The sequence below is a fragment of the Streptomyces sp. NPDC048352 genome, from assembly GCF_040651895.1.
Taxonomy (GTDB): Bacteria; Actinomycetota; Actinomycetes; order Streptomycetales; family Streptomycetaceae; genus Streptomyces.
The window spans coordinates 108,475-134,584 of sequence record NZ_JBEZKZ010000002.1 but is presented as its reverse complement, the minus strand read 5'-3'; the positions used below and the strand labels follow the sequence as shown (position 1 = coordinate 134,584).

Here is a 26,110-nt window from a genome sequence, read left to right as displayed (position 1 = left end):
CCTACTGCGACGGGGGCGCCACCCATCTGGGGGTCGGGCCGGTGCCCGGGCCGGAGTGAGGCCGGCGCCCCGCCGCGGAGGTCCCCCGGTCAGCCGAACCAGCCGCCGAAGAGACCGCCGTGCGCCATTCCGAGGAAGAAGCCGATGGCAGACGCGCCAAGGCCGATGATCAGCGCGAAGCGCTCGCGGGTGGTGGCGGAGATGAACTGTCCGTACAGCCCGGTCCCGATCCCGATCAGCCCGGCCCACGAGCTGAGCAGGTGCAGATGGTGGAAGAACGCAGTGACGAACGCCACGGCGCCGAGGACCAGGGTGACCGCCATCAGGGTGTCCTGGAGCGGATGCGGCTTGCCGTCGGTGGAGAGGAGCGAGATCGGCGGGGGCGAGGACTGGCGATGCATGGCCTGTGCCATCGGAAGGCACCTCCTGGCTGACGCAGAACGGCGCGCGCGGCCGCCTCCCGCCTGGGCGGGAGGCATAGCACCGAGCACACCCGGTGCCTACAGATTGTGGCCTCCTCCCGCCGGATTTCAACCGGAAGGAGTCGAGCAGGTAGTCTGTACGGTCTGCGCGGTGTCTGCTCTCAGTCGCCGTGCGGCACGCATCACGACCCTCCTGCCACGGAACGACCGTGGCCGCTGAGTCCAAAGGAGGTGGGTTCCACATGCGTCACTACGAAGTGATGGTCATCCTCGACCCCGATCTCGAGGAGCGCGCTGTCTCCCCGCTGATCGAGAACTTCCTCTCCGTCGTCCGTGAGGGCAACGGAAAGGTCGAAAAGGTCGACACCTGGGGCCGTCGTCGTCTCGCTTACGAGATCAAGAAGAAGCCCGAGGGCATCTACTCGGTCATCGACCTTCAGGCCGAGCCTGCGGTCGTCAAGGAGCTCGACCGCCAGATGAACCTGAACGAGTCGGTTCTCCGGACCAAGGTCCTTCGCCCCGAGACCCACTGAACCCCGGTTCAGCGGTAATCGGGATCGAGTAGCACAGCAGCCCAGCAGCAATCCCCGCCGAGAGGTTCATCCATGGCAGGCGAGACCGTCATCACGGTCGTCGGCAATCTCGTCGACGACCCCGAGCTGCGCTTCACCCCCTCGGGTGCGGCGGTCGCGAAGTTCCGTGTCGCGTCCACTCCCCGCATCTTCGACAAGCAGACCAATGAGTGGAAGGACGGCGAAGGCCTGTTCCTGACCTGCTCGGTCTGGCGTCAGGCGGCGGAGAACGTCGCCGAGTCCCTTCAGCGGGGCATGCGCGTCATCGTGCAGGGCCGGCTGAAGCAGCGGTCGTACGAGGACCGTGAGGGTGTCAAGCGCACGGTCTACGAGCTGGACGTCGAGGAAGTCGGCCCCAGCCTGAAGAACGCCACGGCCAAGGTCGCCAAGACCACCGGTCGCGGTGGCCAGGGTGGATACGGCGGCGGTGGCGGTCAGCAGCAGGGCGGCGGCAGCTGGGGCGGAGCCCCCAGCGGTGCGCCCCAGGGCGGCGGAGCTCCCTCCGACGACCCGTGGGCGTCCAGCGCGCCGGCCGGCGGCCAGCAGCAGGGCGGCGGGGGCGGCTGGGGCGGAAGCTCCGGCGGCTCCGGCGGTGGCTACTCGGACGAGCCGCCCTTCTAGGGCGCTCGCATCCAAACTTCTTGATCACACAGGAGAGACACAATGGCGAAGCCGCCTGTGCGCAAGCCTAAGAAGAAGGTCTGCGCGTTCTGCAAGGACAAGACCGCGTACGTGGACTACAAGGACACGAACATGCTGCGGAAGTTCATTTCCGACCGCGGCAAGATCCGTGCCCGCCGCGTTACCGGCAACTGCACGCAGCACCAGCGTGACGTCGCCACGGCCGTCAAGAACAGCCGTGAGATGGCGCTGCTGCCCTACACGTCCACCGCGCGATAAGGAAAGGGTGACCGACTAATGAAGATCATCCTGACCCACGAGGTCTCTGGCCTCGGCACCGCCGGCGATGTCGTCGACGTCAAGGACGGTTACGCTCGCAACTACCTGGTCCCGCGTGGTTTCGCGATCCGCTGGACCAAGGGTGGCGAGAAGGACGTGGCGCAGATCCGCCGCGCCCGCAAGATCCACGAGATCGCGACCATCGAGCAGGCCAACGAGGTCAAGGCCAAGCTCGAGGGCGTGAAGGTCCGTCTGGCCACCCGCGCGGGTGACGCCGGTCGTCTCTTCGGTTCCGTCACTCCGGCCGACATCGCTTCCGCGGTCGAGGCTTCCGGTGGCCCGAAGGTCGACAAGCGCCGCGTGGAGCTGGGCTCCCCGATCAAGACCCTCGGTTCGTACCAGGTCTCCGTGCGTCTGCACGCCGAGGTCGTCGCGAACGTGGGCATCGAGGTCGTCGCCGCCTAAGGGCAGCGCATGAAGGGCCGCACCCTCCGGGGTGCGGCCCTTCGTCGTTTCACGTGAAACATGGTTCGTCGTTTCACGTGAAACACGGCTTTCGTCGTTTCACGTGAAACATGGCCCCACAGCGGTCGTGTTTCACGTGAAACATCAGCGTGGTCAACGAGTGGCCCCGGCGACCAGCCACCGGCCGGAGCGGGCACGGAGCTGGAGGGTGGCCATCCGGACCAGCATCATCAGCGTCATGGCCCACCAGAGCGTCGTCAGGCCGCCGCCGAGGGCGGGAACCAGGAGCGCGGCCGGCGCGAAGACCGCCAGGGTCACCAGCATCGCCCAGGCGAGGTAGCGGCCGTCGCCGGCACCCATCAGCACCCCGTCCAGCACGAACACCACTCCGCAGACCGGCTGGCTCAGGGCCACCACCAGCAGGGCGGGCAGCAGGGCGTCCTCGACCACGGGATCGCCGGTGAACAGCGGGATGAACACGGGGCGGGCCAGGACGACCAGCAGGCCCAGCACGACGCCCGAGACGATCCCCCAGAGCACCATGCGGCGGCAGACGGCCTTCGCTCCCTCGGTGTCCCCGGCGCCCAGGTAGCGGCCGATGATGGCCTGGCCCGCGATGGCGATGGCGTCCAGCGCGAAGGCGAGCAGGCTCCAGAGGGACAGCAGGATCTGGTGGGCGGCGATGTCGGCGTCCCCCAGCCGGGCCGCCACGGCCGTCGCGATCATCAGGATGGCGCGCAGGGACAGGGTGCGGACCAGCAGCGGCACCCCGGCCTGGGCGCAGGCCCGTATGCCGGCCGCGTCGGGCCGCAGCGAGGCGCCGTGGCGCCGGGCGCCGCGGACGACCGTGACGAGGTACACCCCGGCCATGGCGCACTGGGCGATGACCGTGCCCCAGGCGGATCCGGCGATGCCGAGACCGGCGCCGTAGACCAGGGCCACGTTCAGGGCGCCGTTGAGGGCGAAACCGCCCACGGCCACGTAGAGCGGCGTGCGGGTGTCCTGGAGGCCGCGCAGGACGCCGGTGGCGGCCAGGACCACGAGCATCGCGGGTATGCCGAGGGCGGAGATCCGAAGATACGTTTCTGCATACGGCGCGACGGTGTCCGAAGCGCCGAAGAGGGAGACCAGCCACGGCGCGGTGAGCAGGACGGCGAGCACGACCGCCGTGCCGAGCAGCAGGGCGAGCCAGATGCCGTCCATGCCCTGCCGGATGGCGGCCTGGAGGTCGCCCGCTCCCACGCGCCGGGCCACGGCCGCGGTGGTGGCGTAGGCGAGGAAGACGAAGACGCTCACGGCGGTGGTGAGCAGGGCCGCCGCGACGCCCAGGCCGGCCAGCTGCGGGGTGCCGAGGTGGCCCACGATGGCACTGTCGGCCATCACGAAGAGGGGCTCGGCGACGAGGGCGCCGAAGGCGGGCACGGCGAGCGCGAGTATCTCGCGGTCGTGCCGTTTCGGTGTGGCCTTCGCGGCTGTGGGGGCCTGTGTCATGCGCCCAATCTAATCTTCCACAGGTAATGGACACAAGGGTCCTTGGGTCATTACCAAGCTTCTGACTTGGGCGTTCTTTCCGGCCCGTCGGGGACGATCTTGAGACGGTGGCCAAGATTTTTCCCCACCCTCGCCCTCCCTGGGAGAAAGCGCAGGTCAGTCGCGGTGTAGGGGTGGGGTGGGTGATTTTGTCCACAGCGTCGTCCCCCGGTCTGTGCACAGCTTCGGGCGACTTACCCACAGCATTGGGTCCGTCGTCCACATCTCATCCACACAGCCTGTGGATAACAAGATTGGCTGTCGCCGCTCGCGGCCCTACCGTTGGGCGTTGCCCGACGCGCTCAGAGCCGGTCCGGGTGTCCCGAATGTCAGAGCCGTGTCGTAGAAAGACTGCCACGGCGAGGTCCGCGCTGCGGACGGGAGGAGGCGGCCCGGTGAGCATGCCCGAGCCCATGGACGACCCCTGGGCCGACAGCGGTCCCGGCGACCGTCTCCCCACCCGCTCGCGCCGGGGTGGCGAAGGCCGCGGCCGCGGCGACGACCAGCAGGACCGGGGCCGCGAGGGCGGTTCCTGGGACGGCGGAGGAGGCGGCTTCGAGCGCGTCCCGCCGCAGGACCTGGACGCCGAGCAGTCCGTGCTCGGCGGCATGCTGCTGTCCAAGGACGCCATCGCCGACGTGGTCGAGGTCCTCAAGGGCCACGACTTCTACCGGCCCTCGCACGAGACGATCTACCAGGCCATCCTCGACCTGTACGCGAAGGGCGAGCCCGCCGACCCGATCACGGTCGGCGCCGAGCTGACCCGCCGCGGTGAGATCGGCAAGGTCGGCGGTGCCTCGTACCTGCACACCCTGGTGCAGTCCGTCCCGACCGCGGCCAACGCCGAGTACTACGCGGAGATCGTCCACGAGAGGGCCGTACTGCGCCGCCTCGTGGCGGCCGGTACGAAGATCACACAGATGGGGTACGCGGCCGACGGGGACGTCGACGAGATCGTCAACAGCGCCCAGGCCGAGATCTACGCCGTCACCGAGCAGCGCACGTCCGAGGACTACCTGCCGCTCGGCGACATCATGGAGGGCGCACTCGACGAGATCGAGGCGATCGGATCGCGCTCCGGCCAGATGTCGGGGGTGCCGACCGGGTTCACCGACCTCGACTCGCTGACCAACGGCCTGCACCCGGGCCAGATGATCGTCATCGCCGCGCGACCCGCCATGGGAAAGTCGACGCTCGCGCTGGACTTCGCCCGCGCGTGCTCCATCAAGAGCAATCTGCCCAGCGTCATCTTCTCCCTCGAAATGGGCCGCAACGAGATCGCGATGCGCCTGCTGTCGGCCGAGGCCCGGGTGGCGCTGCACCACATGCGCTCGGGCACGATGACCGACGACGACTGGACCCGCCTCGCCCGCCGGATGCCGGACGTCTCCGCAGCCCCGCTCTACATCGACGACTCCCCCAACCTGTCGATGATGGAGATCCGGGCCAAGTGCCGCCGGCTCAAGCAGCGCAACGACCTCTCGCTCGTCGTCATCGACTACCTCCAGCTGATGCAGTCGGGTGGCTCGCGCCGTCCCGAGAGCCGTCAGCAGGAGGTCTCGGACATGTCCCGAAACCTCAAGCTGCTGGCCAAGGAGCTGGAGGTGCCGGTGATCGCGCTCTCCCAGCTGAACCGTGGTCCCGAGCAGCGCACCGACAAGAAGCCGATGGTCTCCGACCTGCGCGAGTCCGGCTCGATCGAGCAGGACGCCGACATGGTGATCCTGCTGCACCGAGAGGACGCGTACGAGAAGGAGTCGCCCCGCGCGGGCGAGGCGGACCTGATCGTCGCCAAGCACCGAAACGGCCCCACGGCCACCATCACCGTGGCTTTCCAGGGCCATTATTCGCGGTTCGTGGACATGGCCAACACGTAGCATCCGATCATGGATGCCCTCTCTGAAGACCTGGAACTGCTCCCTGCCACCCGGCGCGCCCTGAGGCACCGGATCGCCGTCGCACAGCGCGAGGGGCGGTCCCCTTCGCTGGTGGCGGCAGTCGTACGGGGCGGCGAGGTGGTCTGGGAGGGTTCCCGGACCTGCGTCGAGGGCCACGGGCCGGACGGCGACGTGCAGTACCGGATCGGATCGATCACCAAGACCTTCACGGCCGTCCTGGTGATGCGACTGCGGGACGAGGGCCTCCTCCAGCTGTCGGACCCGCTGGGCAAGCACCTCCCGGGCAGCGGAGCGGACGACGTGACCATCGGCCAGCTGCTGGCCCACACCGCGGGACTCGCGGCGGAGACGCCCGGCGCGTGGTGGGAGCGCTCGCCGGCCGTACTGCGGCCGGAGCTCGCCGACGTGCTCGGGGAGGAGCCGTTCAGGCACGTTCCCGGGACCCGGCACCACTACTCCAACCCCGGCTACACCCTGCTGGGTTCGCTCGTCGAGGCGCTGCGCGGCAAGCCGTGGGAGGAGGTGCTGTGCGCCGAGGTGCTGGAGCCGCTGGGGCTGAAGCGTACGAGCGGCCTTCCGCAGGCCCCGCACGCGGGGGGCTGGGCGGTGCACCCCTGGGCGGACGTGATGATGCCCGAGCCGTCCGAGGACCTGGGGCTGATGGCCGCAGCCGGTCAGCTGTGGTCGACGACCGGCGACCTCGCCCGGTTCGCCCGGCTGCTGATGCGCGGTGACGAGCGCGTACTGAGCGCCGCGAGCGTACGGGAGATGCGTACGGCGGCGTCGCCCCCGGAGCCGGGGCTCGCCGAGCTCGGGTACGGGCTGGGCCTTCAGCTGGCGGACCAGGGCGGGCGCCGGCTCGCCGGGCACGGCGGCTCGCTGCCCGGCTTCGTCGCCGGCCTGTGGTTCAGCGAGGCCGACGACGTGGCGGCGGTCGTGCTGGCCAACTGCACCTCGGGTCTGCCGCCGTCGACGGTGGCCGCCGACCTCGTGGCGATCGTGGCGGACGCGGAGCCGCGCATCCCCGAGCCGTGGCAGCCGTTCAAGGAGGGCGACCAGGTGCCCCTGGAGCTGTGCGGCCCCTGGTACTGGGGGACGTCGGCCCAGGTCGTGCGGCTGAACGCCGACGGATCGCTGGAGCTGAGCCCGGTGGGCGCCACTGGCCGGCCGGCCCGCTTCCGCGCCGAAGCGGACGGCACCTGGACCGGCCTGACGGGCTATTACGCCGGGGAGACGCTGCGGGCGGTGCGGCGGGAGGACGGCTCCGTGAGCCACCTCGACCTCGCCTCGTTCGTCTTCACGCGCGAACCCTACGACCCCGCGGCCCCCGTCCCCGGCGGCGTGGATCCGCAGGGCTGGCGGGGCATCGGCTGACACCGCGGGCCGGGGGCCGGGGGCTCGTGCCCGGCTCAGGCGACGAGTTCCCGCTCCAGCGGAGTGCGGAAGCGGGGCGTGATCCGGGCGGCCCCCACCCAGTCGGCCAGCCGGGCGGCCTCCGCGGCGACCGCCTCCTCGGCGGCCCGGCCCGGACTGCCCAGCAGCCGCCAGACGATCTCGCCGTCGGGGCGCTGGGCCCAGCCGCCGATGATCTCGCCGTTCCACCACACGGTCGGCCCGATGTTGCCCGCGTAGTCGAACAGGGCCGGGCGGTGGGCGGGGTCGAGGTGGAATCCCCGGTCGGCCCAGCCCATGGCGCTGGGGTCGAGTCCGGGCAGCAGTGCGGCCCAGGGTTCCACGGCCGGCTCGGGCCCGGTGTCCCCGGGGCAGACGAGCGCCGTTGCGCCACCGTCGAGGCGGACCTGCTCGGGCCCCACGGCCACCAGGGCCTTGCGCACGTCGGTGAGGTTCCACCCCGTCCACCACTTGAGGTCGGCCTCGGTGGCCGGGCCGTACGCGAGCAGCCAGCGGCGGGCCAGCTCGGCGCGTGCCTCGGCAGCGGGCACCGGAGGCCAGGGCTGCGTGTGCACCCACCGGAACTGGCTGGAGGTCCACGAACCCCGCGGCCGGCCCCGCCGGATCCGGCCGTCGGCGGCTAGGAGACGGATGACGCGGGTGGCGACGCCGGTCTCGGTCTCGTACGTCTTGCCGCGGCCGATGGTGATCTTCTGCCGCAGGGCCGGTACCGCAGCGGAGAGCTGGCTGCCCGTCAAGGCACCCCGGGAGTCGAGCGCCTCCAGGGCGGCGGCCTCCGCGTGCGCCAGCCAGTCGGCGTCGAGACCCCGGCCGTCCTCGGCGAGGTGCTTCAGGAAGGTCCGGCGCTCCTTCACCGCGATGCTCCGGGCGGTGGACGCGTCCACGTACGGAGCGAGGCCGGCGGAGACGGCGAAGAGGGTGTTGCGCATGCTGAGCATGCGGACGACGCTGACGTCCTCGTACAGGGCCTGTTCGATCGTGGCGGGCCCGCCCTCGGCCAGCCGGGCACGGACGGACAGGTAGAGCGTCGCGGCGTCCGTGGCGTGGAGGGCGACGACGGCGTCCGCGGCCTCGCTCACGGTGGCGGCGCGGGCGGAGGGAGCCAGACGGTGCCGCCGGCCGAGCCGGTGGCGGCGCTCGGCCGTGGTGACCAGGGGAAGGCTGGGGCTCATCCTCCCGATCGTAGGCCGGGCCGCCGACGGCGGCCCGGCCTGTGCCGGAACCGCTCAGAGCTGGAGCTTGAACCCCACGTGGGAGGCGGTGAAACCGAGCCGCTCGTAGAACCGGTGGGCGTCGGTGCGGGTCGCGTCCGAGGTGAGCTGCACCAGCGCGCAGTTCTCCTGCCGCGACCGCTCGACGGCCCATTCGACGAAGAGGGTCCCCAGGCCGCTGCCGCGCTCGTCGGCGTGGATGCGGACTCCTTCGATGATCGAGCGGGTGGCGCCCTTGCGGGAGAGGCCCGGAACGATCGTGAGCTGGAGGGTGCCCACGACGCGCTCGCCGCGGACGGCGACGACGACGTGCTGGTGGGGATCGTTGGTCAGGCGTTCCAGGGCCGCGGCGTAAGGGGCCAGGTCGTCCGGGGATTCGCGCGTGGCGCCGAGGGGGTCGTCGGCGAGCATGGCGACGATGTCGGGCAGGTCCGCTTCGGTGGCGGGCCGGATGGTCAGCTCGGGGGTGGCTTCGGTCATGGAAGGAGTGTCCTCGTTTCAGCCGGCGGCGACGGTGAGTGGAGCCCAGCGACGGGACCAGTCACCGGGGAGGCCGGGGATGTCGCGCGTCATGACGGCGTTGAAGGCCACGGACCGCAGGCCGCGTTCCTTCAGCCACGCGAGGAGTTCCTCGTGGCGCACGTCGACATCGGTCCGCAGGTCCCGTTCGGTGCTCGCGGCCAGGGCGGACACCAGGGCCTTGGCGGCGGTGGTGTCGCGGGCGATGAGCGGGCCGACGACATGGGTGTCCATGTTGGGCCAGATCGCGGCATAGCCGATGAGGGTGCCGGCGTCGTCCTCGGCGACGACCAGCCTGTCCGTGAAGGCCGGGAGCCGGGTGAGGAGGTGGGTCCGGTCGGTGCCGAACACCTCGGTGTCCAGCCGGACGATTCCCCGGAGGTCCTCGGCGGTGGCCGGCCGGACGCGGACACCGGCAGCGGCGGAAGCGGGAGCGGACGGGAGGCCGTCCGGTTCGGGGCGGAAGGCGCCCCTGAGCATCTCCGCGCGGCCCGTGGTGTCGAAGCCGAGCTCCTCGTAGAGCGGGCGGCCGTACGGGGTGGCGTGCAGGGTGAGCGGGACCCCGGCGAGCATGTCGTCGCACACGTGCGTCATCAGGCGGCGGCCCAGGCCGTTGCGGGCGTACCGGTCGGCGACCAGGACCATCCCGATGGCGGCGAGGTCGGGCTTCGCGCCGGGGTCTCCGTACCGGGTGACGACACAGGCGGCGGCGAGCCCCCGGCCGTCGGGGGCGTCGATGCCGTATCCGGTTCCGGCGGTGAGCAGCAGCCCCCACTTGTGGTCCTCGCGCGGCCAGCCGCGGTCCTCGGACAGGTCGGCGCAGTGACGGAGGTCGTCCGGGGTCAGTACGCGGATCGGCAGGTCGGTGAGCAGTGGTGGTGTCACCGGCCCAGAGTGGATCACCGACTTGCGGGGAGTCCAGAGAATTGACGATCGGGCCGCTCCATGTTTCGGGCCGCTCGATGTTTCACGTGAAACATGCCGCTCCGTGTTTCACGTGAAACATCGCATAGCCTCAACTGCTATGACCTCGCTGCACCTGTTCGACCTCGACGGCACCCTGATGTACGGATCGGCCGCACCGGTGGAGATCTCCCGGCAGCTCGGTGTCGACCGGCAGATCGCAGAGCTGGAACGGGCCTTCGCTGCCCAGGAGATCGGTCCGCACGAATTCTCGGTGGCGGCCCGGGAGCTGTGGGCCGACCTGACGCTCGCACACGTCCGGGCGGCTTTCGACGGGTCACCGTGGCTGGCGGGGATCCGGGACGTCTGGACGGAGATCCGCGAGCGCGGGGACTACTGCGCGGTGATCTCGCTGTCACCCTCCTTCTTCGTGGAGCTGCTGCTGGAGTGGGGCGCGCACGCCGCTCACGGATCGGTCTACCCGACGGTCCCCTTCACCCAGCCCGTCGACGTCACCGGGATCCTGACGCCCGAGCGCAAGGTGGACATCGCGGACCGGTTGTGCGCGCAGTTCGGAGTGGGCCGGGCCGACTGCGTCGCGTACGGGGACTCCAGGACCGATTCGATGCTCTTCGAGGCGGTGCCGCGTTCGGTCGCGGTGAACGCCCGGCCCTACCTGGCGGCGCGGGCCACGTACGTCTACGAGGGCCGGGACCTCCGGGAGGCATACCAGCTCGTGGGCGGGGCACGTTCGGGAGTCGAGGCATCCTAGGGGGAAAAGGGGGTTCGAAACTCCGTTTTTTCCATTCCCCCGCAGAGCTTCCGGCCGGGTGGCACGCTGTGGAACCCGGAGCCACGGATCCGAGGCCGTGGCGTACCAGACCCGACCGAGATGTTCGAAGCGAGGCACCGCATGGACGCTCCGCCCACCAGATCGGCCAGACCGACGGGCCGGATACCCTCCGGGGGCGGTGCGATCGAGCCGTCCCCGGACGCCGTGCTCATCCGCCGTACCCTCGCGGAGATCGCACCCGTCGCGGACAAGGTGACCTCCTACTTCTACGCCCTCGTCTTCACGCGGCACCCCGAGGTCCGTGAGATGTTCCCCGTCGCCATGGACGCCCAGCGCGACCGGCTGCTGAAGGCCCTGCTGACCGCCGCCGAGCACATCGACGACCCGGCCGTACTGACCCCGTACCTGCGCCGGCTCGGAGCCGGGCACCGCAAGTACGGCACCCTCCCCACCCATTACCCGGTGGTCGGAGAGGCCCTGCTCGGCGCGCTGGCCCGGTACGCGGAGATGTCCTGGGGCCCGGAGACCGAGGCGGCCTGGGTGCGCGCGTACACCACCATCTCGCAGACGATGATCGACGCGGCGGCGGAGGACGAGGCCCGCGCACCGGCCTGGTGGCACGCGGAGGTGGTCTCGCACGACCTGCGCACCCCGGACATCGCCGTGCTGACGGTCCGCCCCGACCAGCCGTACCCGTTCCTCGCGGGCCAGTACACGAGCCTGGAGACCCCGTGGTGGCCGCGGGTCTGGCGGCACTACTCCTTCGCTTCGGCGCCCCGCGCGGACGGGCTGCTGTCCTTCCACGTGAAGGCCGTCCCGGCCGGCTGGGTCTCCAACGCCCTGGTGCGGCACGCCCGCCCGGGCGACGTCCTGAGGCTGGGACCGCCGGCCGGCTCGATGGTGGTGGACCACAGCACCGACAACGGGATGCTGTGTCTGGGCGGTGGCACCGGCATCGCCCCGATCAAGGCGCTGATCGAGGACGTGGCGGAACACGGGGAGCGGCGTCCGATGGAGGTCTTCTTCGGGGCGCGCAGTGACAACGACCTCTACGACAAGGACACCCTGCTGGGCTTGCAGCGGTCCCACCCGTGGCTGTCGGTCCGCCCGGTGATCGGGGAGGGGCTGGCCGGGCAGCTGCCGCAGGCGGTCGGTGAGAACGGGCCCTGGAGCTCGTACGACGCCTTCATCTCGGGGCCGCCGGCGATGATCCGCAGCGGTGTCGACGCGCTCAAGCGGATCGGGATCCCCGGGGAGCGCATCCGCTACGACGCGCTGGAGGAGCTGGCGGGCGTGGCCGGCTGAGACCGGCCCGGCCCGCCATCCCCGGCCCGCAGGGCCGTCAGCCCAGGTCGGGGGCGTGCATGGCGCGCACCCCCTCGATGTTGCCGTCGAGGTAATGGCGCAGGGAGAGCGGGACGAGGTGGACGGCGGCGATGCCGACGCGGCTGAAGGGCACGCGGACGATCTCGTACTCGCCCTGCGGGTCGTCGACCTCGGGGCCGTGCCGCAGGCCTGGGTCCATCGACGCGAGCCGGCAGACGAAGAAGTGCTGCACCTTCACCCCGGTCACTCCCCCGGAGCCGATGTGCTCGACCGTGTCCACGAAACAGGGCACCACGTCGGTGATCTTGGCGCCGAGTTCCTCGTGGAGTTCTCTGTGGAGCGCCTCGACGACCGTGCTGTCCGACGCTTCCACGCCGCCGCCCGGGGTGACCCAGTACGGATCGACGCCGGGCTTGGTGCGCTTGATGAGGATCAGGGCGTCACCGTCGAGCAGGATCGCGCGGGCGGTGCGTTTGACGACGGGACGTTCGGTCATGGGTGAAGAGTGGCCCGCGCCCGCGCATCTGAAACGCGCCATCGTCCGGAACCCAAGGGGCTCACCAGTGCGCGGCGGCGCGCACCAGGCGCTCGTGGGCCCGGGCGAGGTGGGCCAGGGCCAGGCTGCCGGCCCGGACGACGAGGAACCACGTGCGCAGCGGGGGCACGGCGGGCTCCAGCAGGGCGACGACCTCACCGCGGTCGAGGGAGTCCTGGCACAAGTAGCGCGGCAGGACGGCGAGTCCCGCCCCCGCCCGGACGCATTCCAGCACGGCCCGCAGGTCGGGGGCCACGACGGTGGCGGCGGCATCGGGCACGGAGTCGAAGACGGCGGCCCAGTAGCGGGTGACCAGCGGCAGGCTCTCGTGCACCTCGACCACCGGGATCCCCTCCAGTGCCGCCGGGCCCGAGGCGCTGAGCCCGGCCGGGTCGGCCAGGGCGGCCCAGTACGGGGCGGCGACCAGCACCTGCTCCTCGTCGCAGAGGGCGCTCGCGGTGAAGGGGCCGCCGCGCGGACGGGCGGTGGTGACGACCAGGTCGTGCTGTCCGGCGGCCAGCCCGGCGAGGTTCTCCTCGGCGCCGGGCACGAGGGCGGTGCGCAGCGTCTGCCCCTGGCCGACCAGCGGTGCGAGGGCGGGCAGCACGCGCAGGCACAGGAATTCGGGAGGACCGGCGAGGTGCAGGGTCCGCAGGGTGCCGGCGGCCTCCCGCTCGGTCTCGGCGATCCGGAGCAGGGCGTCGAGGTGCGGGGCGGCCTTGTGGGCCAGCTCGTCGCCGACCGCGGTGGGGGTGACGCCGCGGGCGCGCCGGTGGAACAGGGGCCGCCCGAGCTGTCGCTCCAGGGTGCGGATCTGCGAGGTGACGGCGGGCTGGGACAGCCCGAGGAGCGTGGCGGCCCGGGTGAACGAGCCGGCCCGGTGCACGGCGACGAAGGTGCGCAGCAGGGCCAGGTCCATGGCGGCCCCTCTCGGTGGGGGCCTTCAACTATAAATATGCCGATAGGCCCCTGTCGTTACCGTGATTGGACTCTGACGCTGAGTCAACTAGCCTTGTCGGCGTGGTCCCCACGGGGTACCGGGGCGGTCCGAGCCACCAGGGGGGAGGCTCGGACCGCTTTCCCCTCCTGCGCGTTCAGGCCCCGGCGGCGGCGGAATCCAGGGCCCGGAGCACGTCCGCGACCAGGTCCTCGGGGTCCTCGGCCCCGGCGGAGAAGCGGATGAAGCCCTCCGGCACGGCGTCGCCGCCCCAGCGTCCGCGCCGCTCGGCGGTGGACCGGACTCCGCCGAAGCTCGTGGCGTCCTCGACCAGGTGCAGGGCGGTCATGAAGCGCTCCGCGTGCGCCCGGTCCGGCAGGGTGAAGGAGACGACCGAGCCGAACCCGTGCATCTGCCGGGCGGCCGTCTTGTGCGAGGGGTCCGAGGCGAGCCCCGGGTAGCGCAGCCCGGTGACCTCGGCCCGGTCGGCCAGCGCCTCGGCCACGGCCAGGGCGTTGCCCCACTGGCGTCCGGCCCGCAGCTGGAGGGTGGCCAGGGAGCGGTGGGCGAGCCAGGCCTCCATGGGCCCCGGGATCGCTCCGACGATCTTGCGCCAGCGACGGACGGCCGCGGCCTGCTCGGGGCCGCGGCAGACGACGTAGCCGAGCAGCAGGTCCCCGTGGCCGGTGAGCCCCTTGGTCCCGCTGGCGACGGAGAAGTCCGCGCCGAGTTCCAGGGGGCGCTGCCCGAGCGGGGTCGCCAGGGTGTTGTCGACGGCGACGAGGGTGCCCCCGGTGTGGGCGGCCCGCACGAGGCGGCGTACGTCGCACACGTCGAGCCCCGGGTTGGACGGTGTCTCGATCCACAGCAGCCGGGCCCCGTCGAGGACGCCGAGCTGGGCGTCCTCGCCGGTCGGCGCGGTGCGCACCCGCACTCCGTACGCCTCCAGCTGTTCGCGTACCAGGGGCAGGGCCTGGTAGCCGTCGGACGGTAGGACGACGGTGTCGCCGGTACGGGCCTGCGACAGGAGGACGGCGGAGACGGCCGCCATGCCCGAGGCGAAGACGACGGTCTCGGCCCCCTCCCGGCCCGGGGCCTCCAGTTCGGTGATGGCCCGTTCCAGCAGGGTCCAGGTGGGGTTGGTGTCGCGGCCGTAGGTGTACGGGCCCTCGACCTCGCCGGGGAGGTGGAAGTGGGCGGCGAAGACCGGGCCGGGCAGCGGGGGCTCGTTCTTGACGGGCTCGGGAAGCCCGGCGCGCACGGCCCGGGTGCCGTCGCCGTACTGCTCGGACGGGACCGCGGCCGTGTCGCCGGCGGTGTGCTCGTTCACGCGGGGTGCTCCTTCTCGTCTGCCGGGCCCGGGGTGCGCGGGTGGACGGCTCAGTTCTTGTCGGGCAGGGCCAGGTTCACGGCCCAGGAGACGACGGAGATGATCAGGCCGCCGAGGACGGCGGTCCAGAAGCCCTCCACATGGAAGCTCAGGTCGAACTGCTCGGCCAGCCAGGAGGTCAGCAGCAGCATCAGGGCGTTCACGACGAGGGTGAACAGGCCCAGGGTGAGGATGAACAGCGGGAACGAGAGCAGCTTCACCACCGGCTTGACGAGGAAGTTGACCAGGCCGAAGACCAGAGCCACCAGGATCAGCGTCAGGGCGCGGCGGCCCGTGCTGCTGCCGTCGTCGAGCGTGATGCCGGAGAGCAGCCAGATGGCGACGGCCAGGGCCGCCGCGTTGGCGAGCGTCTTGACTACGAAATTCGTCATGTGTCTGATCGTGGCAGAGAAGATCCGGGCCGGGCATCGGCAGATCAGCGGATCTCGTGCACGAGTGGCAAGAGCGAGGGGCACAGCGAAGATGAAGGCCTTCCGGCTGGATGAGCTCGAGGCGGAGCGCGCCGCCAACGACGGCGCCTATCTGCAGTTCCTGCGGGAGCGGAACATGTCGGTCGGGCTCTACGCGCTCGACGCCGGGCAGAGCGACCCGCAGCAGCCGCACCGCCAGGACGAGGTGTACTTCGTGGTGAGCGGCAGGGCCTCGATCACCGTCGGCGAGGAGACGACGGTGGTGGCCAACGGCAGTGTCGTCTACGTCCCGGCGGGGGTACCGCACAAGTTCCACCACATCACCGAACCCCTGAAGGTGATGGTGGTGTTCTCCCCGCCGGAGAGCTGAGCCGGCCCCGGTCCGAGGGTCCCGCCCCCGATCCCCCTAGGGGGCGGGTCAGGGGGTTCCGGGGGCCGGCGGCCCCCCGTGCGGAGCCGCCGCCTCCTAGCATCGGAGCGAGGAAGAAACGGACATGGGGGCTCCCGGACACGCGTACGCACGGCGTCGCGCGCACGGGGTCACGGACGAGGAAGAGGTAGGAACATGGACGGGATCCGAGCGGTGTTCGCGGGTATGCCCTGGTGGGTCAAGTGGGTCGCCGTCCCGCTGCTGGCGCTCCTCGTTTTCGGCGGGGTGATCACCTCCATCCTCGGCGCGCTGATCTCCTTCGCCTTCAAGCTGCTCCTCTTCGTCGCCCTGGTCGGCGCCGTGGTCTTCGCGGTCAAGAAGTTCACCGGCAGCGGGTCGAAGGCTTCCTCCGGCGAGTGGTAGGAACGCGGCCCTGCCCACCCCAGGCGCCCCGGACCCCACACGTCCTGGACCCCCCCGGGCCCCGGACCGCCACGGGTCCCGACCCCAACGGGTAAGGGGATTAACCCAGGCGGGGGAACGGGCCCGGCCGGACCGCCCGTGTGCCGGGACCGGGTGGATACAGTGGCAATCCGTGCCGATCCCCGGGCGCCGACAGCAGGTACCTCCGCCCTCCACAGGCGGTCGCGTCGAAGCAGCCGCTGAGCACGACCCCCGGGAGCGACGGCACACGCGGGGGCGGCCCCCGCAGGGCGGGTCCCCCCAAGGCCCGTCGCCACGGCTGGGGGTGAGCTTTGTCATCGATTCCCAATGCCGGTGTGCCGACCCTGATCGGTTCGGTGCAGCGGGCGTTGAGACTCCTCGAAGCGGCGGGTTCCCATAGTGGGGGAGCCCCGGCGAAACAGCTGGCGCGCGAAGCCGGGCTCCCGCTCCCCACCGCGTACCACCTGCTCCGCACCCTCACGCACGAGGGCTATCTGCGCCGCGAGAGCGGTGTCTTCGTCCTCGGCGACGCGGCCGGCCGGCTTGCGGGCGGCGGACTTCAGCAGAAACGTCGCAGCATGATCCTCGACTCGCTCGCGCACTTCCGGGAGGTGGTCGGGGCCCCCGTCTACTTCGCGGTGTACCGCGAGGGTGAAATCGAAGTCGTAGGCGTCTCGGACACCCCCGCCCATCCGGCCTGCGAGGAATGGGCGGACTTCCGCGCGACCGGCCATGCCCACGCCATCGGCCAGTGCCTGCTCGGCCAGCTCGACGAGAAGACCCGCAGGGACCACTACGACCGGCACCCGGTCGAGAGCATCACGCCGTACACCGTGCGGGACGTGCACGCACTGGAGCAGCGGATCGGCTCCCTGGGGCGCATGCAGCCCGTGACCGAGCGTCAGGAATACGCCCTCGGCACGGTGTGCGCGGCCATCCCCATCACGGCCGGCGACGCCGCGGCGACCATGGCCATTTCCCTACCCGTGCACCAGGAAGCCCGATTGCCCTCTGTGATCGAACGGCTACGGAGTGAAGTAGGCGCGCTGTTGAGCACCCTCTCGTTCTCTATCAGTATCTGAAAACTCACTCCTTGTGATCTGCTTGGGCTTCCACCACCCTTGTCAAGGGGGCACTGGGGGATCATTCCGGCCACTTCCACAACAGCGGGGTAGGCAATGCGCGAGTCGGTACAGGCAGAGGTCATGATGAGCTTCCTCGTTTCCGAGGAGCTCGCGTTCCGGATCCCGGTGGAACTCCGGTACGACGCCGGGGACCCCTACGCGGTACGCCTCACCTTCCACCTTCCCGGAGACGCGCCCGTCACCTGGGCGTTCGGCCGGGAGCTGCTCCTCGACGGCATCAACAAGCCCTGCGGTGACGGCGACGTGCACATCGCGCCCGCCGGTCCGGAGGAGCTGTCCGACGTCCACATCCGGCTCCAGGTCGCGGCGGACCGAGCCCTGTTCCGGGCCGGCGCCGCACCGCTCGTCGCGTTCCTGGACCGGACCGACCGGATCGTTCCGCTCGGTCAGGAGCGCAACCTCGGCGACTTCGAGGAGAGCCTCGACCAGGCGCTCGACAAGATCCTCGCCGACTCACAGCAGAACGAGCGCAACGCGGGCTGACGAGCGCGACGGGGCGGGGGCCGCGCGGCGTCACCGTCACCGTCACCCCCCCCGGCAGCCCGCCCTTCAGCGCTTGCGCCGCCGCCGGCCCCGGCCGCCGCGGGCCGGCCCCGCGGCCGCCCCGGAGGCCCCGGCGCCGCCCGCGCCCGCCGGCCGGTCGGCCGAGACCACCAGCGCAGCCAGCGCCGTGGTCACGGGCACCGAGGCCACGAGCCCGATGGAGCCCACGAGGGTGCGAACGATCTCCTCCGCGACCAGCTCGCTGTTGGCCACCGTGCCCATGCTGCTGTCGGCGATCGAGAACAGCAGCAGCAAGGGCAGCGCGGCGCCGGCGTACGCCAGCACGAGGGTGTTGACCACCGACGCGATGTGGTCGCGGCCGATCCGGATGGCCGCCCGGTACAGGGCGCGCGGGCCCATGTCCGGGTCCGCCTGGTGGAGTTCCCATACGGCCGACGTCTGGGTGACGGTCACGTCGTCGAGCACGCCCAGCGATCCGATGATCACGCCTGCGAGCAGCAGGCCGCTCATGTCGATGTCCGGGTAGAGCCCGTGGATGAGACCGGTGTTGTCGTCCGTGTTGCCGCTCAGGAACGCCCGGCCGATGAACACCGAGCCCAGCAGCCCGATCAGCAGCAGCGAGACCAGTGTGCCGAGGACCGCCACGGAGGTCCTCGCCGTCAGCCCGTGGCACATGTAGAGCGCGATCAGCATGATCGCGCTCGCGCCGATGACGGCGACGAGCAAGGGGTTCGAGCCCTGGAGGATCGCCGGGAGGATGAAGAGCGTCAGGACGCCGAAGCTGACGACGAGCGCGATGAGGGCGAACAGTCCGCGCATCCGGCCCACCACGACGACCGCGACGGCGAAGATGCCGGCCAGCAGGGCCAGCGGGAGCTTCCGGTTCAGGTCGATCACCGAGTACTGGAGGTCCCGCGGCGCGTCCGGCGCGTAGGCGACCACCACCTCCTGGCCCTTCTCCAACTGCCGTGGCGCACCCGGCTGGACGATCTCGAAGAAGGCGCGTCCCTGCTCCGGTCCGCTGGTGACCTCGACGGTGGCCTTCTTGCACTCGCCGGTCCGGGCGGCCTGCGCCTCGCGCCCCTCGGGGGTGGAGGTGTCGCCGGTGGGGGGGACCTGCGAGGCGTTGACCGATTTGCAGTCGACCTTCGCGAGAGCGACGACCTTGCCCTGCTGCGTCTGCCGGTCGAAGCCCACCCCGGTGCGTTCGTGGGCGGGGGCGCCGCCGGGCCAGAGCACGGCCATGCCGACGAACACGGCTGCGGCGAAGGGGATCAGTACGGCGGCGATCACCTTGCGCAGGTGCTTGGAGACCGGAGCCGCCGGGCCGTGGCCGTGGGAATGCCCGTGGGAGGAGTCGGCCGCGTGCCGGTGGGACGCATGCCCGTGGCCGGTGTGGCCCGAGGGATCTGTGGGCTCGTGGGGAGGCTGCGGCGAGGTCGTCACCGGCAGATCATCGCAAGAGATGAGGGGGCCCACTGTTCAGCACGCCACACACGACGCTAACGTGGGGGCTACTTTGCACAACGCGGGAGCTCGGAGCACCGGGCTGAGAGGGCGCTGATCACCGTACGCGCAGGAGAATGCGTACGGGAGGAGGCTGCGTCGACCGCCGAACCTGTTACCGGGTAATGCCGGCGTAGGGAGATCAGGTCTCATGACCATTCAGGACGCACGCACGCCTGCCGTCAGCCAGGACGCCGACGGCCAGACCGAGCGCCAGCCCGGCTGGCACAAGGGATACCTGGCGGGCTCCCGCCCGGACATCCGGGTGCCGGTCCGCCAGGTCCACCTCACCAACGGCAAGGACGTCACGCTCTACGACACGTCCGGGCCGTACACCGACCCGCAGATCGAGACCGACGTGCGCCGGGGCCTGCCCCCGCTGCGCGAGAACTGGATCATCGGCCGCGGGGACACCGAGGAGTACGCGGGCCGCCCGGTCCGCCCCGAGGACGACGGCATCAAGCACACCTCCCCGCGCGGGGGCCTCAAGAACCTCGACGCGGTCTTCCCGGGCCGTCCGCGCCAGCCCCGCAGGGGCCGTGGAGGCGCCGCCGTCACGCAGCTCGCGTACGCCCGCCGGGGCGAGGTCACCCCGGAGATGGAGTACGTGGCGATCCGCGAGAACGTCTCCCCGGAGGTCGTGCGCGAGGAGATCGCCGCCGGCCGCGCGGTGCTCCCGGCGAACGTGAACCACCCGGAGATCGAGCCGATGATCATCGGCAAGAAGTTCCTGGTGAAGGTCAACGCCAACATCGGCAACTCCGCCGTCACCTCCTCCATCGAGGAGGAGGTCGACAAGATGACCTGGGCGACCAAGTGGGGCGCCGACACGGTCATGGACCTCTCCACGGGCCGCAACATCCACACCACCCGCGAGTGGGTCCTGCGCAACTCCCCCGTGCCGATCGGCACCGTGCCGCTCTACCAGGCGCTGGAGAAGGTCGACGGCAGGGCCGAGGACCTGACCTGGGAGATCTACAAGGACACGGTCATCGAGCAGGCCGAGCAGGGCGTCGACTACATGACCGTCCACGCCGGCGTGCTGCTCCCCTACGTGCCGCTGACCGCCCGCCGCAAGACCGGCATCGTCTCGCGCGGCGGCTCGATCATGGCCGCCTGGTGCCTGGCGCACCACAAGGAGAACTTCCTCTACACGAACTTCGAGGAGCTCTGCGAGATCCTCGCGGCGTACGACGTCACCTACTCGCTGGGTGACGGCCTGCGCCCCGGCTCCATCGCGGACGCCAACGACGCGGCGCAGTTCGCCGAGCTGAAGACGCTGGGCGAGCTGAACACCATCGCCAAGCGCCACAACGTGCAGACCATGATCGAGGGCCCGGGCCACGTCCCGATGCACAAGATCAAGGAGAACATCGACCTCCAGCAGGAGATCTGCGAGGAGGCGCCGTTCTACACGCTCGGCCCGCTGACCACGGACGTCGCGCCCGCGTACGACCACATCACCTCGGGCATCGGCGCCGCGATGATCGCCTGGTGGGGCACGGCGATGCTCTGCTACGTCACGCCCAAGGAGCACCTGGGCCTGCCGAACCGGGACGACGTGAAGACCGGCGTCATCACGTACAAGATCGCGGCACACGCGGCGGACCTGGCCAAGGGCCACCCCGGTGCCCAGGAGTGGGACGACGCCCTGTCGGACGCGCGCTTCGAGTTCCGCTGGGAGGACCAGTTCAACCTGGCCCTCGACCCGGACACGGCCCGCGAGTTCCACGACGAGACCCTCCCCGCGGAGCCGGCCAAGACCGCGCACTTCTGCTCCATGTGCGGTCCGAAGTTCTGCTCGATGAAGATCTCGCAGGACATCCGCCGCGAGCACGGCGGTGACCTGAAGGCCGACGAGATCGAGGCGGGCATGGCGGAGAAGTCCGCCGAGTTCGCGGCCTCGGGCAACCGGGTCTACCTGCCGCTGGCCGACTGACCCCGGGACCGGACACCGATCCGGGCCCCGGACCCGGACACGGGCCGGCCCGCGACCTCATGGGGGGAGTCGCGGGCCGGCCCGGTGCGGTGGCGGCGCGGGTCCGCCGGCCGCGGGCGGTTCAGGCCACCACGCCGTACCCCGCCCCCAGCCCGCGGCGGGCGAACTCGCGGTTGGCGAGGACCCGTTCGCGCTGCTCGTCGGGGAGTTTGCCCTCCCCGAGGAGACGCTCGCAGCAGTCCAGCGATTCCTGGTACGCGCCGGTCCAGTAGGCCGCGATGGCGAGTTCGTCGAGCGCGCGCCAGTCGTGCCAGGCGTACTCGACGAACAGGATGTCGTCCGGGTACGGGATCCGCACCGCCTGCCGGGCGAACAGGTAGGCCAGCGGCCACCGCTGTTCGACGCGGCAGAGGCGGGCGAGGTCGCCGAGCGCCTCGGCGCGCGTGGGGCGGCTCTCGTGGGCGCGCAGGTAGCGGTCCATCACCTCGGCCGGCGGCCGTCCCAGCTCCGAGGCGATCCGTGCGGCGTAGACCCGGGCGCAGTACGTCTCCTCGACCCAGCCGCCCATGGCGACGCGGTGGTCGTAGGCGGCGAGCGACTTCTCCGGCTCGCCGGCGTCGCGCCAGCTCTGGGCCAGGTAGAACGCGTACCGGGGGTTGCCGGGCTCCTTGGCGAGCCCCTCTTCGAGGATCTTCGCGTCGCGCAGGTACTTCGCCCGCTCGCCGCCCTCCCGCAGGCGGGCCCCTCCGCCGACGATGAGCATGCTGACCCCTTCGAGCACCTCCTGGCTGTGCTCTCGTCCGCAGTCGAGGTACTCGTGCAGCACGCCGACGTAGCGCCAGGGCAGCCGGGTCGAGACGAGCGACGGACGGTAGTGGATGACCGGGCCGTGGTGGACCGCCAGCTTGTACGCGTCGTGCGTCAGGTCCGGCATGCGGAAGCCGGGCTCCACCCGCATCTCGTCGTCCGCGTCGATGAACAGCAGGTAGTCGGCCGTGGAGCGGGCGAGTTCGATGGCCTCCGTGCGGCTGCCGTCGAAGCCCTTCCACGGGCGCTCGTACAGGGTGCCGGGCAGATCGCCGAAGCACTCCCGGATGACGTCCTGGGTGCCGTCCGTCGACCCGGTGTCCACGATCACCCAGGTGTCGATCAGGGGGCGCACCGACTCCAGGCACTTCCGGATGGTCGGAGCCTCGTTCTTGACGATCATGTTCAGGCAGACTGTTGCGCTCAAAGGTCCCGTCCACGGTGTGCGGGCCGCCCCCGGGGGACGGCCAGGCCGGTGTCGGCTCGTGACCGTAGTGAGCGCTTCGGTGCGGTTGTCCACGACTCGCCGAGAGCACTACTGCGGATGCGGCTGTGACGCCACCCACGGGGCGGGGGTCTGCTAGGCCGATGTGTTGACGTCGGGCTCCCAGCGCTCAAGGTGCGGGGTACTTCGTCCGTTTTTCCCGGAGGAAGCTCGAACCCGCGACCGGGGTGTCACCCGTTTCGGCGCGGCCGTACGTTCCGAAGGAGCGCTTTGATGAGTCGTGAGCACAGGACCCGTTCCTCCCTGGGTCCCGTTCCTCGTAGCCGGGCCTGGCAGGTCGGGGGCGCCCTGGCCTCGCTCTCCCTGGTCATGGTCGGCCTGGCCAGCCCCGCCCTCGCAACGGCCCAGGCGATCACCGCCGCCGCCCCCCTGAGCGCCGTCGGGCTCGCGGGCGGAGGGGACGAGTGTGACGAGGACCGCCCGCCGCACGACCGGCCGCCGCACGACCACCCGCAGCAGAACCGTAACGCCGGCAAGCCGCTGACCCAGGAACTGCTGGACCAGTACCTGGGCGGGGGCGACGACGACGGCCCGCGCGGCGACCACGGCGACCACGACCGGTGCCCGTCGGGCGCCACCGGTGCCACGGGCCCGACCGGCCCGACCGGACCGACGGGTCCGACCGGCCCGCGCGGTGAGCAGGGCGAGCAGGGCGTCCCCGGAGCGACGGGTGCGACGGGCGCCACCGGCCCCGGCGGCGGTGCGACGGGCGCGACCGGCCCGGCCGGTGCGACGGGTGCGACGGGCGCGACCGGTGCGACCGGTGCCACGGGCCCCGGCGGCGGCGGTGCGACCGGCGCGACCGGCCCGGCCGGTGCGACGGGTGCCACCGGCGCGACCGGTCCCGCCGGTCCGTGCCAGGACGTCGACGCGTACAACCCGAACAACTCCGAAGAGGTCAAGGCGGTCCTGACCAACGGGACCGCGTACGCGGGCATCCGCCGGATCAGCCCCGACAACAGCGCCTTCTTCTGGGTCAACGTGGGCGCCCGGGATGACTTCCCCGCCAACGCCTGTGCCATCTCCGTCGCGTCCCAGGCGAACGACGTCTCCGTCCAGGTGCTGACCACGGACAACGAGCTCTGGGAGATCACCTGCCGCCGGGTCAACACCATGGGCGAGCGCAGCCTCACCTGTGACGCCGGCTGGACGCAGGTCTCCGGCTTCCCGCCGGCGCTCCTCCAGCGGAAGTTCGGCGACAAGCCGTTCCTGAAGACCAAGCCGAACCACCCGGTCAACAAGATCGCGAAGTCCCACGCGGCCCGGACGCGCTAGTACCCGGCGTACCTGATCCGACGTAGGACCCACACGCAGTACCCCCGCGGCCCGGGCCGCCTCCGGACGTCAGTCCGGCGGGCGGTCCGGGCCGCCCACGTCCGGGCTCGTGAAGTCCGGGGAGGCGGAGCCGGGGCCCTGGCCGGGCGTGCCCGGGCTGGTGAAGCCGGGCCGGCCGTAGCCCAGGGAGGGGATCCGCCCCGCCCCCGGCGTACGCGGCACCGGATAGCCCGATCCGGCCGTCGGGTCGGCCAGGGCGTCGCGCAGGAACGGCACGATGCCCCGCTCGAGCAGCGCGTTCCGCCAGGCCTCCCGGGCGCGGGAGAGCTCGTCGGGGATCGGCACGCCCTCCTCGGCGGCGACCTCCGTGGAGCTGTTGCGCAGGGCCGTGACCAGCAGCGCGATCACCGCGAAGAGCAGGCCGGCCACGGTGAGCCCGCCGAACAGCCAGCCCGCCGTCAGCATCGTCTCGGCGAAGGCGGGCGTCGGCTCGATCAGCTTGAGGCCGTAGCCCACCAACAGGAAGATCAGCATGGCGGTACCGGCGAGGACCGGTGCGAGGACGCCGACGACGGCGCTCACCCCGGCACCGCCGCCCTGCTCGTCGGCGCCGTCCTCGGCGGCCGTCCCGGGGGCCGAGAGGGCCCCGTCGCGCAGTTCCTCCCGTAGCGACACGTAGTGGTCGTACTCGGCCGCCGCGGCGGCGGTCAGCAGGGTGATGGCGGCCAGGGCCATGGTGCGCAGCTGTTCGGCGTTCAGCCGTTCGCCGATGGCGGCGAGTTCGGGCCGTTCGTCCGCCGTGCGCAGCGTCTCGTCGAGGAGCCGGTCGAATTCGGGGCGGTCTTCGGTGAGCAGGTGCGGAGCGCTGGTCATGTGCATCCCCCGATGCTCCGTACGTACCGGTATGCCCGCGTGGATCCGGGGCCCCGGCACAGGACGGAGGAGAGCCTGCTACGGACAGGGCGATGGTAGAGCGCCCCCACCACGCCGTGACAGGGGCTTTGCTGAAATACCCCGCTCCGCGAACGCTCAGTCGCGCAGAGGTAGTTGAACGACGAGCAGCTTGCCCGCCATCGTCACCCCGCCGTCCATCGCGATGGCCAGCCCGTCGGCGTACACGTGCGGCCCGTCCACGGTTTCCGGTCCGTGGGAGTCCTCGCCGTCCTCGGTGCCGACCTCGCCGAGCAGGTACGGGATGGGGCTGTGGCCGTGGACGACGCGGCCGCCGCCGTACGTGGACAGGAGTTCCCGTACGGCCTGGGGGCCGGTCTCCTCGTCGCGGAAGGCGAACCGCTTGGTGAACTTGCGGAAGAGGTCCCAGGTGATGTCGGCGTCGTTGCGGTTGAGCAGCTCGTGGATGGTGTCGTTGACGTCCTCGATCGAGTTGCCGTAGTCGAGGTACGCCGTCGTGTCGGAGTGCAGCAGCAGGTGCCCGTCCTCGAGCGCGGCCGCGTCGAGGCGGGACATCCACTGGAGGTGCACGTCCTCCAGGCGCTCCATGTCGGTGCGCTGGCCGCCGTTGAGCAGCCAGGCGGCCTGGAAGGTGGCGGTGCCGGCGCCGGAGGAGACCGGGGTGTCGCCGAAGCGCTTGGCGCCGATCAGGAGCAGCTCGTGGTTGCCCATCAGGGCCTTGCAGTAGCCGCCGGCGGCGGCGGCCTCGGCGGAGAGCCGCATGACGAGGTCGATGACGCCGATGCCGTCGGGGCCGCGGTCGGTGAAGTCGCCGAGGAACCAGAGCCGGGCGTTACCGGCGGACCAGCGGCATTCGGCGTCGATGAGCTGCTGGGCCTGGAGTTCCCTGATGAGCTCGTCCAGGTAGCCGTGTACGTCGCCCACGACGTAGAGGGGGCCGGGGCCCGAGCCGGAAGTCTCCGGGGGGACGTAGTGGACCTGCACGGTGTCGCCCGGCCCGCCCGCCGCGCCGCGGCCGATGACGGGCAGGTCGCGCTGGGTGGGGGTGTAGCCGTCCGGGTCGTCGCCGCCGTCGTACCCGCCGTCACCGTCGTACGCGCCCTCGCCCGCGGCGCGCTGCTGCGGGACGCTCCCCGTGCCGGGGGGAGCGGCGGTGGGGTGGTCGGCGTGCTCCGGGGCGTAGCCGGGCCGCGGGGGCACGGGCGCGCCGTCCTCGTAGTACGCGGGGTACTCGCCGTACACCGGAGGCTCGCCGGGCAGCACGGCGGGAACGGGATACGGCGCGGGTTCGGTGACCGGCACCCGGAAGTCCCGCAGCGTGTCCGTCCGCATCGCGGGTCCCTGACCGGCCCCCTGAGTCATCGACCCCTCCACCACCGTCGCACTGCCGTACACCTGCGGACCCTCCTCACCTCCGGGGGAGGGGGTCCGTGATGTCGTGCGCCCATCATAGGAATGCGACTCGCGCTCTGTGACGCA

General features: G+C 71.3%; 27 protein-coding genes and 1 riboswitch. Of the genes, 14 read left to right on the top strand and 13 right to left on the bottom strand.

Annotation, left to right across the window (positions count from 1 at the left end; genetic code table 11):
• Positions 1-89: 89 nt before the first annotated feature.
• Positions 90-413, bottom strand: coding sequence for a hypothetical protein (locus AB0D45_RS01840; RefSeq protein ID WP_361595674.1), 324 nt, complete (start codon positions 411-413; stop codon positions 90-92).
• 251 nt (positions 414-664) lie between these two features.
• On the opposite strand from AB0D45_RS01840, the gene rpsF reads away from it, so the two are divergent.
• The 4 genes from rpsF to rplI all read left to right on the top strand — a co-directional run bounded on the left by rpsF (position 665) and on the right by rplI (position 2,359).
• Positions 665-955: a 30S ribosomal protein S6 gene (rpsF, locus tag AB0D45_RS01835; RefSeq protein ID WP_004950685.1), complete on the top strand. Its 291-nt coding sequence runs from the start codon at positions 665-667 to the stop codon at positions 953-955.
• A gap of 72 nt (positions 956-1,027) precedes the next feature.
• Positions 1,028-1,615, top strand: a complete 588-nt coding sequence (locus AB0D45_RS01830) for a single-stranded DNA-binding protein (protein WP_362454846.1) — start codon at positions 1,028-1,030, stop codon at positions 1,613-1,615.
• A 42-nt stretch (positions 1,616-1,657) separates the two neighbouring features.
• Positions 1,658-1,894: a 30S ribosomal protein S18 gene (gene rpsR, locus AB0D45_RS01825; protein WP_005315025.1), complete on the top strand. Its 237-nt coding sequence runs from the start codon at positions 1,658-1,660 to the stop codon at positions 1,892-1,894.
• An 18-nt stretch (positions 1,895-1,912) separates the two neighbouring features.
• Positions 1,913-2,359, top strand: coding sequence for a 50S ribosomal protein L9 (gene rplI / locus AB0D45_RS01820; RefSeq protein WP_125594108.1), 447 nt, complete (start codon positions 1,913-1,915; stop codon positions 2,357-2,359).
• Positions 2,360-2,512: 153 nt separating this feature from the next.
• Here the strand turns inward: rplI and AB0D45_RS01815 are convergent, their stop codons facing one another.
• On the bottom strand, positions 2,513-3,850 hold the full coding sequence (locus AB0D45_RS01815; RefSeq protein WP_362454845.1) for an MATE family efflux transporter: 1,338 nt from the start codon (positions 3,848-3,850) through the stop codon (positions 2,513-2,515).
• A 452-nt stretch (positions 3,851-4,302) separates the two neighbouring features.
• Here AB0D45_RS01815 and dnaB point away from each other — a divergent pair, with 452 nt between their 5' ends.
• On the top strand, positions 4,303-5,766 hold the full coding sequence (gene dnaB / locus AB0D45_RS01810; protein WP_361595876.1) for a replicative DNA helicase: 1,464 nt from the start codon (positions 4,303-4,305) through the stop codon (positions 5,764-5,766).
• A gap of 9 nt (positions 5,767-5,775) precedes the next feature.
• The gene (locus tag AB0D45_RS01805) at positions 5,776-7,161 is read left to right on the top strand and encodes a serine hydrolase domain-containing protein (protein ID WP_362454844.1); all 1,386 of its coding nucleotides are present in this window, start codon (positions 5,776-5,778) and stop codon (positions 7,159-7,161) included.
• 35 nt (positions 7,162-7,196) lie between these two features.
• Here AB0D45_RS01805 and AB0D45_RS01800 read toward each other — a convergent pair whose 3' ends face one another.
• The 3 genes from AB0D45_RS01800 to AB0D45_RS01790 are packed head-to-tail and all read right to left on the bottom strand — an operon-like array spanning position 7,197 to position 9,815.
• Entirely contained in the window at positions 7,197-8,372 is a 1,176-nt protein-coding gene (locus tag AB0D45_RS01800) for a crosslink repair DNA glycosylase YcaQ family protein (protein WP_362454843.1), read from the bottom strand.
• Between the two features lie 54 nt (positions 8,373-8,426).
• Complete coding sequence (locus tag AB0D45_RS01795) at positions 8,427-8,891, bottom strand: GNAT family N-acetyltransferase (protein WP_362454842.1); 465 nt, start codon at positions 8,889-8,891, stop codon at positions 8,427-8,429.
• Between the two features lie 18 nt (positions 8,892-8,909).
• Entirely contained in the window at positions 8,910-9,815 is a 906-nt protein-coding gene (locus tag AB0D45_RS01790) for a GNAT family N-acetyltransferase (protein ID WP_362454841.1), read from the bottom strand.
• A gap of 139 nt (positions 9,816-9,954) precedes the next feature.
• On the opposite strand from AB0D45_RS01790, the gene AB0D45_RS01785 reads away from it, so the two are divergent.
• Both AB0D45_RS01785 and AB0D45_RS01780 read left to right on the top strand, forming a co-directional pair.
• Complete coding sequence (locus AB0D45_RS01785) at positions 9,955-10,605, top strand: haloacid dehalogenase-like hydrolase (protein ID WP_362454840.1); 651 nt, start codon at positions 9,955-9,957, stop codon at positions 10,603-10,605.
• A gap of 120 nt (positions 10,606-10,725) precedes the next feature.
• Positions 10,726-11,931, top strand: coding sequence for a globin domain-containing protein (locus AB0D45_RS01780; protein WP_362454839.1), 1,206 nt, complete (start codon positions 10,726-10,728; stop codon positions 11,929-11,931).
• Positions 11,932-11,968: 37 nt separating this feature from the next.
• Here the strand turns inward: AB0D45_RS01780 and AB0D45_RS01775 are convergent, their stop codons facing one another.
• The 4 genes from AB0D45_RS01775 to AB0D45_RS01760 all read right to left on the bottom strand — a co-directional run bounded on the left by AB0D45_RS01775 (position 11,969) and on the right by AB0D45_RS01760 (position 15,185).
• The gene (locus AB0D45_RS01775) at positions 11,969-12,448 is read right to left on the bottom strand and encodes an NUDIX hydrolase (RefSeq protein ID WP_361595645.1); all 480 of its coding nucleotides are present in this window, start codon (positions 12,446-12,448) and stop codon (positions 11,969-11,971) included.
• Between the two features lie 61 nt (positions 12,449-12,509).
• Entirely contained in the window at positions 12,510-13,406 is an 897-nt protein-coding gene (locus AB0D45_RS01770) for a LysR family transcriptional regulator (RefSeq protein ID WP_362454838.1), read from the bottom strand.
• A gap of 175 nt (positions 13,407-13,581) precedes the next feature.
• Entirely contained in the window at positions 13,582-14,754 is a 1,173-nt protein-coding gene (locus AB0D45_RS01765; RefSeq protein WP_362454837.1) for a cystathionine gamma-lyase, read from the bottom strand.
• A gap of 50 nt (positions 14,755-14,804) precedes the next feature.
• A complete protein-coding gene (locus AB0D45_RS01760) occupies positions 14,805-15,185 on the bottom strand; it encodes a phage holin family protein (RefSeq protein ID WP_361595636.1) in 381 nt (126 codons plus the stop codon).
• Positions 15,186-15,276: 91 nt separating this feature from the next.
• Here AB0D45_RS01760 and AB0D45_RS01755 point away from each other — a divergent pair, with 91 nt between their 5' ends.
• From AB0D45_RS01755 to AB0D45_RS01740, 4 genes are all read left to right on the top strand, one after another.
• Positions 15,277-15,594, top strand: coding sequence for a cupin domain-containing protein (locus tag AB0D45_RS01755; RefSeq protein ID WP_361595633.1), 318 nt, complete (start codon positions 15,277-15,279; stop codon positions 15,592-15,594).
• Positions 15,595-15,798: 204 nt separating this feature from the next.
• Positions 15,799-16,017 carry a DUF5326 family protein gene (locus AB0D45_RS01750; RefSeq protein ID WP_361595873.1) on the top strand — a complete coding sequence of 73 codons (219 nt, stop codon included), beginning with the start codon at positions 15,799-15,801 and terminating at the stop codon, positions 16,015-16,017.
• Positions 16,018-16,373: 356 nt separating this feature from the next.
• A complete protein-coding gene (locus AB0D45_RS01745) occupies positions 16,374-17,120 on the top strand; it encodes a helix-turn-helix domain-containing protein (RefSeq protein ID WP_362454836.1) in 747 nt (248 codons plus the stop codon).
• 96 nt (positions 17,121-17,216) lie between these two features.
• A complete protein-coding gene (locus AB0D45_RS01740) occupies positions 17,217-17,666 on the top strand; it encodes an SsgA family sporulation/cell division regulator (protein ID WP_362454835.1) in 450 nt (149 codons plus the stop codon).
• 66 nt (positions 17,667-17,732) lie between these two features.
• On the opposite strand, the gene AB0D45_RS01735 is transcribed toward AB0D45_RS01740, so the two are convergent.
• Positions 17,733-19,166, bottom strand: coding sequence for a YibE/F family protein (locus AB0D45_RS01735; protein ID WP_362454834.1), 1,434 nt, complete (start codon positions 19,164-19,166; stop codon positions 17,733-17,735).
• A 39-nt stretch (positions 19,167-19,205) separates the two neighbouring features.
• Positions 19,206-19,350: riboswitch (TPP riboswitch) on the top strand.
• Here AB0D45_RS01735 and thiC point away from each other — a divergent pair.
• Positions 19,345-21,132: a phosphomethylpyrimidine synthase ThiC gene (thiC, locus tag AB0D45_RS01730; RefSeq protein WP_361595621.1), complete on the top strand. Its 1,788-nt coding sequence runs from the start codon at positions 19,345-19,347 to the stop codon at positions 21,130-21,132. It overlaps the preceding riboswitch by 6 nt.
• A 121-nt stretch (positions 21,133-21,253) precedes the next feature.
• On the opposite strand, the gene AB0D45_RS01725 is transcribed toward thiC, so the two are convergent.
• Entirely contained in the window at positions 21,254-22,366 is a 1,113-nt protein-coding gene (locus tag AB0D45_RS01725; RefSeq protein WP_362454833.1) for a glycosyltransferase, read from the bottom strand.
• A 291-nt stretch (positions 22,367-22,657) separates the two neighbouring features.
• Here AB0D45_RS01725 and AB0D45_RS01720 point away from each other — a divergent pair, with 291 nt between their 5' ends.
• Positions 22,658-23,719 (top strand): hypothetical protein, encoded by a 1,062-nt coding sequence (locus AB0D45_RS01720; protein WP_362454832.1) that lies wholly within the window; start codon positions 22,658-22,660, stop codon positions 23,717-23,719.
• Between the two features lie 69 nt (positions 23,720-23,788).
• Here AB0D45_RS01720 and AB0D45_RS01715 read toward each other — a convergent pair whose 3' ends face one another.
• Both AB0D45_RS01715 and AB0D45_RS01710 read right to left on the bottom strand, forming a co-directional pair.
• Entirely contained in the window at positions 23,789-24,598 is an 810-nt protein-coding gene (locus tag AB0D45_RS01715; protein WP_362454831.1) for a hypothetical protein, read from the bottom strand.
• A 150-nt stretch (positions 24,599-24,748) separates the two neighbouring features.
• Positions 24,749-25,993, bottom strand: a complete 1,245-nt coding sequence (locus tag AB0D45_RS01710) for a metallophosphoesterase (protein ID WP_362454830.1) — start codon at positions 25,991-25,993, stop codon at positions 24,749-24,751.
• Positions 25,994-26,110 lie beyond the last annotated feature (117 nt).